Annotated in this window: 11 protein-coding genes; 2 read left to right on the forward strand and 9 right to left on the reverse strand. The window is 72.3% G+C overall.

The annotated features are described in order from the left end of the window. Window positions 1-36 precede the first annotated feature (36 nt). Window positions 37-1,833, forward strand: a complete 1,797-nt coding sequence (locus ABWO84_RS04595; protein ID WP_353112990.1) for a glycoside hydrolase family 15 protein — start codon at window positions 37-39, stop codon at window positions 1,831-1,833. A gap of 94 nt (window positions 1,834-1,927) precedes the next feature. On the opposite strand, the gene ABWO84_RS04600 is transcribed toward ABWO84_RS04595, so the two are convergent. The 4 genes from ABWO84_RS04600 to ABWO84_RS04615 all read right to left on the reverse strand — a co-directional run bounded on the left by ABWO84_RS04600 (window position 1,928) and on the right by ABWO84_RS04615 (window position 7,616). Then, entirely contained in the window at window positions 1,928-3,538 is a 1,611-nt protein-coding gene (locus ABWO84_RS04600; protein ID WP_353112992.1) for a hypothetical protein, read from the reverse strand. Window positions 3,539-3,565: 27 nt separating this feature from the next. Then, on the reverse strand, window positions 3,566-5,053 hold the full coding sequence (locus tag ABWO84_RS04605; protein WP_353112994.1) for an amidohydrolase family protein: 1,488 nt from the start codon (window positions 5,051-5,053) through the stop codon (window positions 3,566-3,568). A 110-nt stretch (window positions 5,054-5,163) separates the two neighbouring features. After that, window positions 5,164-6,198 carry an alpha/beta hydrolase family protein gene (locus ABWO84_RS04610; RefSeq protein WP_353112996.1) on the reverse strand — a complete coding sequence of 345 codons (1,035 nt, stop codon included), beginning with the start codon at window positions 6,196-6,198 and terminating at the stop codon, window positions 5,164-5,166. Then, complete coding sequence (locus ABWO84_RS04615; protein ID WP_353112998.1) at window positions 6,195-7,616, reverse strand: M28 family peptidase; 1,422 nt, start codon at window positions 7,614-7,616, stop codon at window positions 6,195-6,197. Before ABWO84_RS04615 ends, ABWO84_RS04610 begins: the two co-directional genes overlap by 4 nt. A gap of 87 nt (window positions 7,617-7,703) precedes the next feature. On the opposite strand from ABWO84_RS04615, the gene ABWO84_RS04620 reads away from it, so the two are divergent. Beyond that, window positions 7,704-8,690, forward strand: a complete 987-nt coding sequence (locus ABWO84_RS04620; RefSeq protein ID WP_353113000.1) for an AsnC family transcriptional regulator — start codon at window positions 7,704-7,706, stop codon at window positions 8,688-8,690. Between the two features lie 4 nt (window positions 8,691-8,694). Here ABWO84_RS04620 and ABWO84_RS04625 read toward each other — a convergent pair whose 3' ends face one another. The 5 genes from ABWO84_RS04625 to ABWO84_RS04645 form a co-directional block, all read right to left on the reverse strand. Then, window positions 8,695-10,011 carry an MFS transporter gene (locus ABWO84_RS04625; RefSeq protein WP_353113002.1) on the reverse strand — a complete coding sequence of 439 codons (1,317 nt, stop codon included), beginning with the start codon at window positions 10,009-10,011 and terminating at the stop codon, window positions 8,695-8,697. A 162-nt stretch (window positions 10,012-10,173) separates the two neighbouring features. Then, window positions 10,174-10,761: a nitroreductase family protein gene (locus ABWO84_RS04630; RefSeq protein WP_353113004.1), complete on the reverse strand. Its 588-nt coding sequence runs from the start codon at window positions 10,759-10,761 to the stop codon at window positions 10,174-10,176. A 145-nt stretch (window positions 10,762-10,906) separates the two neighbouring features. After that, entirely contained in the window at window positions 10,907-12,022 is a 1,116-nt protein-coding gene (locus tag ABWO84_RS04635; protein WP_353113006.1) for an ABC transporter permease, read from the reverse strand. Continuing rightward, window positions 12,019-12,915, reverse strand: a complete 897-nt coding sequence (locus ABWO84_RS04640) for an ABC transporter ATP-binding protein (protein ID WP_353113008.1) — start codon at window positions 12,913-12,915, stop codon at window positions 12,019-12,021. The genes ABWO84_RS04635 and ABWO84_RS04640 overlap by 4 nt, the downstream gene beginning before the upstream one ends. A gap of 90 nt (window positions 12,916-13,005) precedes the next feature. Then, complete coding sequence (locus ABWO84_RS04645; RefSeq protein WP_353113010.1) at window positions 13,006-14,193, reverse strand: benzoate/H(+) symporter BenE family transporter; 1,188 nt, start codon at window positions 14,191-14,193, stop codon at window positions 13,006-13,008. Window positions 14,194-14,316 lie beyond the last annotated feature (123 nt).

Here is a 14,316-nt window from a genome sequence, read left to right on the forward strand (position 1 = left end):
TCGACCGACAGACGACGCGGTGGGAGACTGCCGAAGATGACCGTGCCGATCGAGGACTACGCGCTGCTGAGCGACTGCCGCACCGCTGCGCTCGTCTCGCGCGCCGGGAGCATCGACTGGTTCTGCCCGCCCCGGCTCGACGCCCCCTCCGTGTTCGGCGCGCTGCTCGGATCCGACGAGAGCGGATGCTGGCGGCTGCGCCCCGCGGATCCGGAGGCGAAGGCGACGCGCCGCTACGAGGGCGACACGTTCCTCCTCGTCACCCGGTGGGAGACCGCCGAGGGAGTCGCCGAGGTGCGCGAGTGGATGCCGGTGGCAGAGGACGACCGGCGCACCGACATCGTGCGCCGAATCGTCGGGATCAGGGGCCGCGTCGCGTTCACGCAGGAGCTGCGGCTGCGGTTCGACTACGCCAGGGCTGTGCCGTGGGTGCACCAGTCGGGCTCCGCCGGAGCGCCGGAGCTGAGCGCGGTGGCGGGCCCGGACGCCGTGGTCGTGCGTGGCGCGTCGCTGCGGCCGCACGGGAACAGCCACACCGGGGCGGTCGACGTCGCGGCGGGCGAGACCGCGACGCTCTCGCTCACCTGGCATCCCTCGCATCGTGAGGCGCCGGAGCCGCTCGATCCGGAGGAGGCGGAGCGGGAGACGCGCGCCTGGTGGGCCGACTGGGCGTCCGGCATCGCACACGACGGGCACGACGACGGGGTCGTGCGGCGCTCGCTGCTGATCCTCCGCGCACTCACCAACCGCGACACCGGCGGCATCGCCGCGGCCGCGACGACCTCGCTGCCCGAGGACTTCGGCGGTGTGCGCAACTGGGACTACCGCTACGTATGGCTGCGCGACGCCGCGCTGACCCTCGAGGCGCTGCTCGCCCACGGCGTGACCGATGCGGCCGCGCACTGGCGGGACTGGCTCGTACGCGCGGTTGCCGGGGACCCCGCCGATCTGCAGATCATGTACGGGCTCGCCGGGGAGCGCGACCTCGTCGAACGCGAGCTCGACTCGCTCCCCGGCTACGCCGGGTCGGCGCCCGTGCGCATCGGCAACGGGGCGTCGGAGCAGTACCAGGGCGACGTGCTCGGCGAGGTGATGGTGACCCTCGCCGCGGCGCGCCGGGCGGGGCTCGCGGAGTCGCATCGTTCGTGGGCGCTGGAGCGCGCGCTGCTGCGGCATGCAGAGACCCTGATCGATCGGCCGGACAACGGCCTCTGGGAGATCCGCGGCGAACCCCGCATGTTCACGCATTCACGGGTGATGATGTGGGCGGCGTTCGATCGCGGCGTGCGGGCCGTCGAAGAGCAGGGCATGTCCGGACCGGCAGACCGATGGCGTGCGCAGCGCGATCGGCTGCGCACCGAGATCGACGAGCACGGGGTGCGCGACGGCGGGTTCGTGCAGCACTCCGGCACGGATGAGGTGGATGCCTCGCTGCTGCTCATTCCGCAGGTGGGGTACTGCGCGCCCGACGACCCGCGGATGCTCGTGACCGTCGAGCGCATCGAGCGGACGCTGATGCACGACGGGCTGCTGCTGCGATACCGCACGTCGTCCGGCGTGGATGGGCTCTCCGGGGCGGAGCATCCGTTCCTGGCCTGCTCCTTCTGGCTGGTCGAGCAGTACGCCGCCACCGGGCGCCTGTCCGAGGCCCATGCGCTGATGGACCGGCTGTGCTCGTTCCGCAACGATGTCGGCATGCTCTCGGAGGAGTACGACCCGGCGGCCCGGAGGCAGGTCGGCAACACCCCGCAGGCGTTCTCCCACCTCACGCTCGTGCGCGCCGCAGACGCGCTGGCCGCCGCCGATCGGGCCGCGGGGCCGCGGCGACGCTGAGACGACGCTCGGCGCTTCCCCTCCCGTGCGCAAAAGGGCATCCCCCAGGCCTCCGAGCGATGCCCTTTTGCGCTTCGCTGACGCGGCCCGGATGCTAGCGGGGCCGGGGACGCGGGCGCCTTCCTTCACGGCGCCGCGATGCGCTTCCGATCGCGGACGCGGGACGCCGGGGGATGCGGATCTTCGGCTGGTAGCGCACGCCCTCGTCGTCGACGATGCGGAGGACGTCGAGGTCTTCGATCTGCTGGTTCCAGCGTGCGAGACGGCGGCTCCGGGCCCAGCGGACCATCCCGCCCCCGGCGCTGAGGTACGCCGCCGATCTCGTCCCGCTCGCGCTGGGCAGGAGGGCGAGGAGGAGGATCACGGAGTAGGCGGTGAGGAGGGCAGGCGACGCGCCTCCCGTCTTGGCGGGATCGAAGGTGACACCGCCGAGAACGAGGAGGCCGACGAAGACGACCCCGAGGAGGAGACGCCATCCGGCGGCGGCGTTCCGCAGCGCGACGAGGATCCACGCCAGGAGCGGGAAGACGACGGCGTAGATGATCGACACGGGAAGGGTGATCGTGATGAGCCCGACGGCGACGACGATGCCGATGACGGGAGGGGGCAGTCGCCTCTCCGTTCCGTCCCCGCCGTCCGGGGAGATGGCGCGTCCGTCGATCCGGCGTACCGCATCCGACCAGGTCGCCCCGATCCCGGCCCGATCCAGCACGTGGAACACCAGCAGGGCGGTGAGCAGCACGCCGACACATGCCGCCCAGAGGAGCAGGTCAACGCGGGCGGTGGGCTCCAGGGCGGAGAGGGCTCCGCTGGCGAAGCTGATGAGGAACAGCACGGCACCCATGAAGATGCCCATGATGATCGAGACCACCCGTGCCGTCCCCACCTCGAGGACCGCCGACATGACGATGACCGACGAGGACCAGCGTGCGAGCGCGAAGACGAGCAGCAGTGTGAAGGTCCAGGCGAACGCGCTCGCCGGGCCGGCCGCCGCCCAGAAGAGGCCGAATGTCGCCCCCGCTCCGGCGAGCAGCAGCAGGAACCAGATCACCTTGTACCGACGGCGTCGAGGGGAGGGGGCTCCGAGTCGCTGCAGTCGTGCGGCGATCGTGGCAGGGAGAGGGGTGATCTGCAACTGCTTGGAGCTGATCGAGGCGTGCAGGCATCGGACTGATTCGAGGAGAAGCAGAGCGGAAAGCAGGGACATGACGATGGCGGCGAGCCTCGTCTCCACGGAGAACAAGGTCGCCGTGATCACGACCGCGAAGCCGGTCAGGCCGAAGAGGAAGAGGATCTCCGTCATGGTGATGAGCTGGAAGGCGGCCACCTGCCGCTGGTTCTCGTCGATGTCGTCCTCTGAGAGGCCGTCGGCCGCCTGCCGCTCACGCAGCCAGTCGAGGCGCTTCAGCGTGGCGTCGAGCGCGACGGCCGCGGCGACCGCGATGGCGGCGAAGACACCGATGAACGTGAGGACGGTTCCCTCGTCGCACCCGAAGTCCTCTCGGACGCGTCTCAGCCGACCGACGAGGTCGAACCCCTTCTCGCCCGGTGCCGCGTAGAGCTGGAGCCAGGCGAAGCCCATCGCGGCGGTGATGAAGATCCCGCCGAGCAATGCGCCGAGGGCCTCCCCCCTTCCCCGGGTGATGGCGGCGTTCCGTCGCTCCGGATCCGACGGGCTCCGGGCGCTCCTCGATGTTCCCCCCATGCCCCCGAGGGTAGCGGCACGGGCCCGTCAGCGCGGGGTGCCGCGAACCGGGCGTCCGGGGAAGGCGTCGACGCGGATGCCGCCGTCGCGGACCACGCTCTCACCGGCGACGATCAGATGCCGCACGCCGAGGGAGGGGCGGATCGGGTCGGTGAAGGTGGCCCGGTCGGTGATGGTCGCGGGGTCGAGCACCACGATGTCGGCGTCCGCGCCCACGTCGAGACGACCCTTGGCGGCGGCGGCCGAGGTCGCGGAGTCGAGCACGCGGGCGGGCAGGTACGAGCAGCGGCGGAAGGCCTCCACCCAGTCCCACGCTCCGGACTCGCGCACCATCAGCCGCAGCGCCTTCGCGAACGTCCCGGCGTTGCGCGGGTGCACGCGTGCTCCCGGGGGAAGCGGCCACTGCGCGCTCTCGGTGACGGCGCCGTCCGCCGACGGCCAGACGATCGGCATCGCGTCGCTCGCGACGATCGAGTCGGGGAAGGCGAGCGACCGCCGCACCAGCGCCGCGTCGGCGGACTGCTCCTCGTCGAGGAAGTGCACCACGCACAGCATGCCGGGGTCCTTCGCGCGCAGCGCGGCCAGCTCGTTCAGGTCGCGCACCCGCTCGCCGGTCTCGACGATCATGATGTCGCGCGGGGTGATGCCCCAGGCAGAGAGGCGCTCGGGGGCGAGGAAGAAGGCCCCGATCCCCGTCGAGCCGGCGCCGTAGGGGTAGGTCTCGAGGGTGACGGGCGCGCCCTCCGCACGGCTGCGTTCGATCATCCCGAGCACGCGGTCGATGTGCCGGCGTGACGTCGAGTTCACATGGCAGTGGTGCATGTGCGCGCCGGTCTCGATCGCGGCGCGGACGATCTCGGTGGAACCGTCGATCGGCGTGCGCGCGTCGGCCTCGACGAGCTCGCGCACGTGGGTGTAGGTCGGTACGCCCGCACGCGCGGCCAGCGCCGCGGTGGCGAGGAACTCGGCCGGATCCGACTGCGGCGCGTAGCCCAGCAGGATGCCGATGCCCAGCGCGCCGTCGGCGATCTCGTCCTCGAGGAACGACAGCCAGGAGCGCAGCTCCGCCGGCGAGGAGGAGCGCTGCCACTCCGGGTCGTCGAGCACCGCGAGGCCCTGCACGAACGTCGCATCCGGGGTGAGGCCGATCAGGGCGGCGGCCCGGGCGATGCCCCAGCTCGCGGAGAAGCCGTAGTTCAGGGGGCGTCCCTCGGCGGCGGCCCGCGCGTACGCGGTGTCGACCGGCGCCACTCCCGCCTCCAGGTCGAGGGCCGTCGTGACGCCGTCCATGGCCTGCAGGCGGTGACCGGCGATCGAGTGGGTGTGGCTGTGCAGGTCGATGAAGCCGGGGCCGACGATGAGGCCCGTCGCGTCGATGATCTCGGCGCCGTCGGGGGCGGCGACGGCCTCGCCCACCTCGACGACCTTCCCGTCCCGGACCAGGACGTCGCCCACACGGTCGGTGCGAGCGGCGGGATCGATGACTCGGCCGGAACGCAGCAGCATCGTCGTCATGACACCATCTGACCACGCGGCGCCGCCGGTGAGCCTCGTCCGATCCGACGAGCGGTGCGCCGCAGTCTTGGTGCGATCGGCCGATCCCGGGCGGACGGCCGGGCGGAGGGTCAGCGCTCCGCCACGCCGAATCGTCCCGCGATCCAGTCCGCGGCTTCGGACGGGGCGTAGGCGGCGCGCATCGTGCCGGAGTGGTGCGACGGCCACCAGCGCGAGGTGAGGGCGACGCCCGCGCGGCGGTAGCCGCGCATCAGCCCCGCGGTCGACGCGGCGGGAGCGACTTCGTCGAACAGCGCCGCATCGATGCGCACGGGGGTGCGGAATCCGCGCAGCGCAGCGACGTCGTTCGCGCGGAACGACGTGTACAGGCGGCCGAAGAGCTCGGCGCCGGACGCCCCGCCGATCCTCCGGGGCGCGATGCCACCCCAGGAGTCGGCCGCGGAGAGCTCCGTGAGGCAGAGGCGCGCGAGGTCCCCCCAACGGTCCTGTGCCGCCGGGCTGAGGCCGTCCGCGGCGATCAGCTCCTGCATCCGCTCGTCGTCGGTGGCCGCGCCACGCAGCATCAGGCCGATCAACGCGGAGACCACTCCCGTGCCCGGCATCCACCCGGGCAGCGCCTTCGACCAGCGGATGCTGAGGTCCATCCGGGTGACCGGTGCGAAGGCGGCGGTGCCGCGCAGGCGGGCGTCGTCGTCCGGCTCGGCCTGCACGGAGGCGGAGAGCGCCGCGACCGCCCCCTCGGAGTGGCCCGCCGCGACCCAGTCGTCGCCGAGGCTCTCATCGATGCGGCGCCGGTCGCGCATCATCGCCCGCAGGGAGTCGCCCAGGCGGCGCCCGAGCAGATAGGGATGCTCGCCGGGGCTCCCCAGCCCGGGGTAGTCGGGTCGCAGCACGGCGATGCCGCGGGCGAGCAACGCGTCGCAGAGCGCATCGCCCTGTGACATCCGCCGCCACTCCGGGTGCTGCGGCGTGCCGAGGCTGGGCGCGGAGCGCGGCGACGCCCCGGTGGTCATGTGCCCGAAGACGACGACGGGGTGCCCGGATGCGGGCGCCGTGCGCCGGGGAATGTGGACGAGACCGGTCTCCGGTCCCCCGGCGCCCTCGAAGGAGACCACCCGGGTGGTGCCATGGGCGAGGGAGGTCACCAGCGCCCCCGGGGCAGCAGCCGGCGCAGGGATGCCGGCATCGTGCCGAGGAGGGAGCCGCGACGCCGTTCCGCGTCGTCGATGACGTCGGCGAAGAAGCGGGCGACCGGGGCGAGCTGCTCCACGTCGATCCGGTCGATGGTGTCCGCATCGTCGTAGAGGTACAGCGGCCCGGAGATCAGGCTCACGGTGGGCACCCCGGCGACGAGCGTGAAGGAGGCGTCGGTGGGGATGCCGCCCGCGAAGAACTCGAGCGGCGCGGCGCCCATGAGCGTGGTGGAGTGCAGGGCGTTGCGACGGATCGCACGGGCGATCCGCACGGTGAACGCCGGGTTCACGTTCAGGAAGATGCCGCGGGGCTCGGTCTCCCCGGTCGACGCGAAGCCGCCGTCCGGTCCTTCCACCGCCCGCAGGCCGACGTGCTCGATGGTCGTGTTCAGCACGATGTTCCACGGAGAGTCCTCCGACAGCACGTACCGTCGGGCGAACTCCTGATGCGCCTGATAGCCGGTGAAGTGGGTGTCGAAGGTCACGAACAGCAGGGTCTTGTCGCGCCGGGCGCCGGCGGCCGCCGCCTTCCCGTAGTGCTCCGCGAGCGCGATCACCTCCGCGGTGCCCGACGCGTCCTCCACGGCGCCGGCGCCGATCGAGTCGTGGTGCGACTGCACCATGACGGTGTCGCTCCCCGCGCCGCGCAGCACGCCGATCACGGTGCGCGACACCACCTCCTCGCGGGCGATGTCGAGGGTCAGCGCAGCGTGCGGCTCCGCGGTGAGCGCTGCGCGCAGCCGCCGCCCGCCGTCGCGGGTGACCCACACGCCGGGCAGGGGGAAGAGCGTGCGGCGGTAGTACTCGTTGTGGTAGCCGAGAGAGTCCGGGTAGTCGCGCAGCACGCCGATCACGGCCAGCGCGCCCGCCGCGGCGGCATCGGTCATGGTGCGGGCGAGCGAGGTGACGTAGGGGTTGCGGCTGCGCAGCACGTCGCGACGCATCACCCGCCGTCCGGGGTCGTGCACGAAGAGGGTGAGCGGAAGGGTGTGCGCGAGCGTCATGTCGAAGGTGAGGTCGAACAGCACGATCGCGCCGCGCACGTCGTGCCCGCGCACCTTCCCCGACCCGATGTCCACGACCGGCGCCTCCACGCGGTGGCGCAGCGCGCCGGTCCACTCGTGCGAGGCGAGCCCGGAGTGCAGGATCGGCGAGCACGCGAACCCCTGGCCGCCGACGTCGAGGGAGTGCTCGCGGGCCTTCCACGCGTAGGACGGCACCTCGAGGATCTCGGTCTCCAGCCCGGCATCCGCGAAGCGCTGCTCGACGTACGCCGCAGCGGCGGCGCCGCCGGGGGTGCCGGTCGCGCGGGGGGAGAGCGCGATCAGGTCCTCGATCGTCGAGAGCATCGACGGCGCTGTCAGGGTCATCTCTCCAGGCTAGGAATCCATATGGCCATGTGTACATGATGCCGAGAATCCGGCATCTCTGATGTTCATGTGCCTAGGATTCGTCACATGGATGCCGCCGCCCGTCCTCTCGACGAGATCGATCTCGCCATCGTCCACGCCCTGCAGGTCGACGCGCGGGCGCCGTGGACCCGTGTGGCAGCCGTCGTCGGCATCGACGCGGCGACCGCCGTGCGGCACTGGAACTCCCTCCGCGAGGAGGGCCTCGCCTGGCTCACGGCCTGGCCGACCCCGCAGCGATGGTCGTCCACGACCGATCTCGGGGTGGTGCTCCTCGACGCCCGGCTCGGCGCGGACGCGCTCGCCGAGGTCATTCGGCGGCCGTGGGTGCTCAGCGTCGACGAGACATCGGCGGGCTACCTGGCGCTCGTCGCCGCCTCCGCCGGACTCGCGCAGCTCGGCGAACGGGTCCGCGCGCTCGCCGCTCTCGGCGCCGAGGTGCTGCGGATGGACGTCGCGGCCGAGATCGTCGCCGAGGACTCCACCTGGCGCCTGTCGGTGCTGTCCGCCGCCCAGCAGCGGATGCTGCGCGAAGGCGCTCCCCGCTCCGGCGGCGCGGCGAGGCCGATCAGGGGCGACGCGGTGTCGGATCTCGCCGCCGCGCTGGACGAGGATCCGCGGATGCCCGCCGCGACGCTCGCGCAGCGGATGGGGGTGTCGGAGGCGACCGCCCGCCGCGCCCTCGAACGGGCCACCGGCGCGGGGCTGCTCCGCTTCGGGTGCGATCTCGCCATGCCCGCGGCGGGCTTCCGGCGCGGGGCCGTGCTCTGGGGGCGCGGCGCCGATCCCGAGGGCGCTGCGGCCCGCGCGGCCCGTCTTCCGGAGGCCCATCGCGCCGGCATCCTCGTCGGTCCCTCGCCGCTGTTCGTCTGCGTGCGCGCCCGCTCCCTCACGGCGGTTCCGGCGATCGAGCGATCGTGGGGCGCCGACGTCGAGATCGTCGACCGCTGGGCGGTGCTGCGCGGCATCAAGCGCAACGGGCACGCGCTCGACGAGGCCGGCCGCTCGATCGCCCGGGTCGCGCCGTCGTGGTGAGCCGTCAGGCGGCGGCCGCGCGCAGCCGGTCGTCGAGGCGGTAGCGTCGCAGCGGCGCCAGGCTGAGGAGGCACAGCGCCGCCGGGATCGCGGACACCCCGATCACGATCGCCCACTGCGCACCCGCACTCTGCGGGACGGTGTTGCCGGTGGAGGCCGCGTAACCGCCGAGCGAGAGCACGAGCCCCAGCAGGGCGGGGCCGAGCGCGAGGCCGAGCAGCTCGAAACCCGACCACACCCCGGCGATCATGCCGATGCGGTTGACTCCGGTGCGCGCGGCGTCGTCGGCGGCGAGGTCGGGGAGCATCGCGAGGGGGAAGAGCTGTCCGCCGGCGTAGCCGACGCCCACCACGGCCGCGGCGACCAGCATCGGCACGGCCTCTCCGGTGCGCGCGGTCAGCAGGCCGAGGAGCCCGATCGTCATCACCACGGTGGCGACCGCGAAGCCGCTCCGCTTGCCGATGCGACGCGAGAGGCGCGACCATGCGGGGGTGAGCACGACGGCCGGGGCCACGAAGCAGACGAACGCGAGCGTCGCGATCGACGGGTCGTGCAGCACATGGCGTGCGACGTACACCACTCCGCCCAGCACCATGCCGATCGCGATCGCCTGCAGCACGAACGCCGCGATCAGCATGCGGGCGTCGGCCTGGCGCAGCACGATCGCGAGCTGCGCGAAGAGCCGTCCGCCGGCCTGCTCGGTGCGGGTGAGCGGCACCGAGCGCGTGCCCCACCAGGCGCCGAAGGTGCCGGCGAGGATCAGCAGCGCCATGGTCCCCGCCATCACGCGGTACCCGGCCACGCCGCCGAAGGCCTCGACGAGGGCGGGCGCCGCTGCGCCCGCGACGAGGATCGCGAGGGTGAACACGATCACGCGCCAGGTGATCATCCGCGTGCGCTCGGTGTAGTCGTCGGTGATCTCCGCCGACATCGCGAGATAGGGCACCTGGAAGAAGGCGTACACGGTCGCGGAGGCGAGGAAGGCGGCGAGCACCCAGAGCGCAGCCGCGACGGGCGGGGCGGTCGGGCCGAAGAACATCGCGGTGAAGGCGAGCGCGAGGAGGATGCCGGCGCGGAGGATGAAGGGCCGGCGGCGTCCGCGCGGATTGCGGGAGCGATCGCTGAGGCGTCCGGCGAGGGGGTTCAGGAAGAAGTCCCAGGCTTTCGGGGCGAACACGATCATGCCGGCGATCGCCGCCTGCACGCCGAGCAGGTCGGTGAGGAACGGCATCAGGATGAGTCCGGGAACCGTGCCGTACGTGCCCGAGGAGATGCCGCCGAGGGCATAGCCCAGCCGGGTGCGGCGTGACAACGCAGTCATGGGCCGATGCTAGAGGGAACAGCAAGTCGTGAGACCCCGGATGCCTGCGATCCGTCACTCTGGCTCTTCGCATCAGCGGCATTCGTCATCATTGCCGACCACGCCGCCGGTCGGGGAGACGACGATGCCGCGACGTCTCCGCCGCGGCATCGTCGCGCGGGGTCAGGCGCTCGCGATGACGGTCTCGGCGATCGGGCGACGAACGCGCGGGGCGACCTCGCGCTGCTGGAGCGGCTCGGGCAGCGCCTCGACGTCGCCGAGGTCGCCGAGGGCGATCACGGTCATCGGGGCGAAGCGCTCGCCCAGGCCCACGAGCTCCCGGATCTGCTCGGGCGCGAATCCGCTCATCTGGTGCACGACGAGACCGTCGTGGTGGGCCTGCACCGAGAGGTGCGCAGCGGCCTGGCCCAGGTCGTAGACGGCGTGGGTGATGGGGGTCCCGTCCTCGGCGGCGGTCTCGGCCACGGCGACGATGAGCACCGCCGCGTTGCCGGCCCACGCCTGGTTGAAGCCCATCAGCGCCGCATGGATGCCGTCGTGCAGGGCGGTGCCGCGACGCGCGACGATGAAGCGCCACGGCTGGGAGTTGTTGGCGGAGGGCGACCAGCGGGCGGCCTCGAGCGCCGAGGCGAGCTTCTCCTCGTCGATGGGGGTGGCCGCGTCGTAGGCGCGCGGGCTCCAGCGGTCGGCGAGGACGTCGAGCACGGGGTGCGCGGTGGGGGCGGTGCGGTCGAGGACGGGAGTGCTCATGCGCGAGCCTTTCTGATGGTGTCGGTTGCCCGGACACCGTCGTCCACGCGCTACCACCGGCACAACCCATGCGTGCGCATGGAAATTCCCGCATCCTCCGACTTTTTCTCCCCAGAGTCGGAGGATGCGGGAAGCGGATGCGGGTTCAGCCCTTGAGCGCCTCGGAGAGCTTCACCCGGGCGCCCATGCGCAGCAGCGAGTTCTCGTAGATCTTCGCGCCGATGAGGATCGCGCCGACGCAGCTGACCAGCAGGATGACGAGCGACACGAGCGGCTCCCACCACTGCGCCTCGCCGACGAACAGCCGCACCGGCATCCCGACCGGCGCCGAGAACGGCACGTACGAAAGGATCGTCATCACCACGGGGTTGTCGTTGAAGAAGATCACCAGGAAGTACGGCAGCATCACGAGGAACACGAGCGGCGTGGTCGTGGAGCCGATGTCCTCCTGGCGGGAGACCATCGCGGCCGCCGCCGAGTACAGCGCGGCCAGCAGCACGAAGCCGAAGAGGAAGAACACCGCGAACCAGATGATCGGTCCGCCGAGCCCTTCGAGCACGGTCGTCTGCCCCGTGACGGTGAGGCCGACCATGGCGATCGCCACGAGGGCGACGATCTGCGCCATGGCGAGTACCGTGTTGCCGAGCACCTTGCCGGCGAGCAGCGTGCGCGGTGAGATGGCCGAAAGCAGCAGCTCGACCACGCGGGTCTGCTTCTCCTCGACCACGCTCTGCGCGATCGTGCCGCCGAAGGTCGACGCCGCCATCAGGAACACGATCCCGAAGCCGATCGCCACCAGGTAGCGCAACAGGGGGTTCGTGGTGGGCGGGCTCAGCAGCTCCACCTTCGGCGCCTTGGACAGTGCGGAGACGAGACCCGACGGGGCATCCTCCATCGCGAGGACGACGAAGTCGAAGCCGTCGCCCTGGCCGGGCACGATGGCCGCCTTGACGTCGCCGTCGCGGACGAGCTTCTCCGCGGCGGAGCGGTCGGCGACGTCCGTCGGCGTGTAGCCGGGGAGGTTCTGCACGAGCGATGCGGTCTCGGCGGTGACGGCGATCTTGTCCGGTGCGGGCGACTTGGTGGTGAAGCCGCCGATGAGCACGCCGGCGAGCGCGATCAGCAGCAGGATGCCGGTCGAGATCATGAACGCCTTGCTGCGCAGCTTGGACGAGATCTCGCGCTCGGCGACGAGCCACACGCCGGCGGCGGGGCTCGTGGCGGACGGGGCCGCGACGACCGGGGGAGTCGGAGCGCTCACTGGATGACCTCCTTGAAGATCTGGGCGAGGGACGGATGCTGCGGAGCGAACGAGGTCACGGGTCCGCGTTCGATCGCCGCGCGGAGGACGCGCTGCGCGGTCTCGGGGCCGTCTGCGTCGAACTGCGCGGAGCCGCCCTCGAAGTCGACCACGGTCACACCGGGCTCTGATCGCAGCCAGCCCGCGTCTCCCGCGGTGACCAGCTCATAGCGGCTGCCCGCGTGCTGGGCGCGCAGCGCCTCGCGGGATCCCGTGGCACGGATGGTGCCCGCGGCGATGATGACCAGGTCGTCGCAGAGCCGCTCCACCACGTCGAGCTGATGCGAGGAGAACAGGATCGCGGTGCCCTGCGCGGCGCGCGACTGGAGCACCGAGGCCACGACGTCGACGGCGAGGGGGTCGAGGCCGGAGAACGGCTCGTCGAGGATCAGCACCTCCGGGTCGTGTACGAGCGCTGCGGCGATCTGCGCGCGCTGCTGGTTGCCGAGGGACAGCGACTCGATCGCGTCGCCGAGCCGTTCTCCGAGGCCGAGCTCGGTGAGCAGCGCGGTGGCGCGGGTGGTGGCGTCCGCCTTCTCGAAGCCGTGCAGCCGGGCGAGGTAGACCACCTGCTCGAGCACCTTCATCTTGGGGTAGAGGCCGCGCTCCTCGGGCATGTAGCCGAACCGGCGGCGGTCGGCGGCGGTCACCGGCGCGCCGTTCAGCGTGACGGAGCCCCCGTCGGAGGCGAGCACGCCGAGGATGATGCGCATGGTGGTCGTCTTGCCCGCGCCGTTGCCGCCGACGAATCCGGTCAGCCGTCCCGGGGCGACTCCGAAGCCGATGTCGTCGAGCACGCGCCGCGAGCCGTAGCTCTTGGTGACGCCGCTGAGAAGCAGGTTTCCTGAGGTCATGTCCTCAGGCTAGGGATGCCGGGTGCGGGCGGACATCCCCCGCACGGCGGATTGCCGGCGAGGGGTGGTCCGCCTCGCGCCGGAGAGGGGTCAGCGGCGGCCGAGGCGCAGCGCGGCGCGCACGGCCAGCCCGGCCACGAGCGCCCAGAACGCGGCGCTGATGCTGAGCAGCGACACCCCCGACGCGGCGGTGAGGAAGGTCACGACGGCGGGGATGCGCTCGGCGGGGTCGTCGATCGCCTGGTGTACCGCGGAACCGAACGCCGCGAACAGGGCGAGGCCGGCCACTGCCGGGATGACGCCCGCCGGAGCGAGCAGCACCAGGGTCGCGAACACCGCCGAGCACGCCCCGAGCGCGAGGTAGGAGAAGCCGGTGGAGACGCCGGCGACCCATCGCCGTCTCGGATCGGGGTCGGCGTCGGGCGCCGCGGCCAGCGCGGCGCTGATGGCGGCCAGGTTGATCGTGTGACCTCCGGCGGGGGCGCCGAGCGCCGTGCCCAGCCCGGTGACGAGCATCGCGGGCCGCCACGGCACCTCGTAGCCGAAGCTGCGCATGATGGCGATCCCCGGCACGTTCTGCGACGCCATGGTGACGATGAACAGCGGCAGCGCGATGCCGATCACCCCGCCGACCGTGAAGACCGGAGCGGTGAGCTCGACCCGGGGCAGCAACAGGGCGGGGTCGACGGTGGCGCCGCGCCGGAGGATGCCGACCACGACGACGACCGCGGCGGTCACGAAGGCGAGGGGCACGGCCCAGCGCGGCGCGAGTCGCGCGAAGACCAGCCAAGTGAGCACCACCGGCGCGACGCCCCAGGGGTTCGTCACCAGGCCGCTGATCGGCGCGAGGCAGAGCGGCAGCAGCACGCCGGCGAGCATCGCCTGGGCGATCGAGGGCGGAATCGAGGCGATCAGAGCGCCGAGCCGCGGCACCAGCGCGGTCAGCAGGATGAGCGCGGCGACCACGAGGAACGCGCCGACCGCTGCGCGCCATCCGCCCTCCACGGCGCTCGTCGCGGCGAGCAGCGCGGCGCCGGGGGTGGACCAGGCGACGGTGATCGGCATCCGGTAGCGCCAGGCCAGCACGATGCACGCGAGGCCCATCGTCACACTCGCCGCGAGCAGGCCGCTCGCGGCCTGGGCGGCGTCCGCGCCCACCGCGGAGAGCCCGGTGAGCACGACCGCGAACGAGCTGGTGAACCCGACGAGCGCGGTGACGACTCCCGCGATGACGGGACGTGACAGGGGAGCGGTCTCGGAGGCCGTGGAAGCGGTCATCGTGTTCCTCGGGGAGCGGGGGAGCGGATGCTACGAGGGTAGTGCTCCCGTAATGTATGCGTTGGAATAGGAATTGGAGAGGTGTCGTTGCACCGCTCAGGCCCGGCGCGAGCGCGCCGGGCG

Source organism: Microbacterium sp. (genome assembly GCF_040394595.1).
In the GTDB taxonomy this organism is placed as follows: domain Bacteria; phylum Actinomycetota; class Actinomycetes; order Actinomycetales; family Microbacteriaceae; genus Microbacterium.

Excerpts from the sequence above, each read along its gene's own strand:
- ABWO84_RS04595 (WP_353112990.1), top strand. The coding sequence starts at position 37 with ATGACCGTGCCGATCGAGGACTACGCGCTGCTGAGCGACTGCCGCACC.
- ABWO84_RS04600 (WP_353112992.1), bottom strand. The coding sequence starts at position 3,538 with ATGGGGGGAACATCGAGGAGCGCCCGGAGCCCGTCGGATCCGGAGCGA.
- ABWO84_RS04605 (WP_353112994.1), bottom strand. The coding sequence starts at position 5,053 with ATGACGACGATGCTGCTGCGTTCCGGCCGAGTCATCGATCCCGCCGCT.
- ABWO84_RS04615 (WP_353112998.1), bottom strand. The coding sequence starts at position 7,616 with ATGACCCTGACAGCGCCGTCGATGCTCTCGACGATCGAGGACCTGATC.
- ABWO84_RS04620 (WP_353113000.1), top strand. The coding sequence starts at position 7,704 with ATGGATGCCGCCGCCCGTCCTCTCGACGAGATCGATCTCGCCATCGTC.
- ABWO84_RS04625 (WP_353113002.1), bottom strand. The coding sequence starts at position 10,011 with ATGACTGCGTTGTCACGCCGCACCCGGCTGGGCTATGCCCTCGGCGGC.
- ABWO84_RS04630 (WP_353113004.1), bottom strand. The coding sequence starts at position 10,761 with ATGAGCACTCCCGTCCTCGACCGCACCGCCCCCACCGCGCACCCCGTG.
- ABWO84_RS04640 (WP_353113008.1), bottom strand. The coding sequence starts at position 12,915 with ATGACCTCAGGAAACCTGCTTCTCAGCGGCGTCACCAAGAGCTACGGC.
- ABWO84_RS04645 (WP_353113010.1), bottom strand. The coding sequence starts at position 14,193 with ATGACCGCTTCCACGGCCTCCGAGACCGCTCCCCTGTCACGTCCCGTC.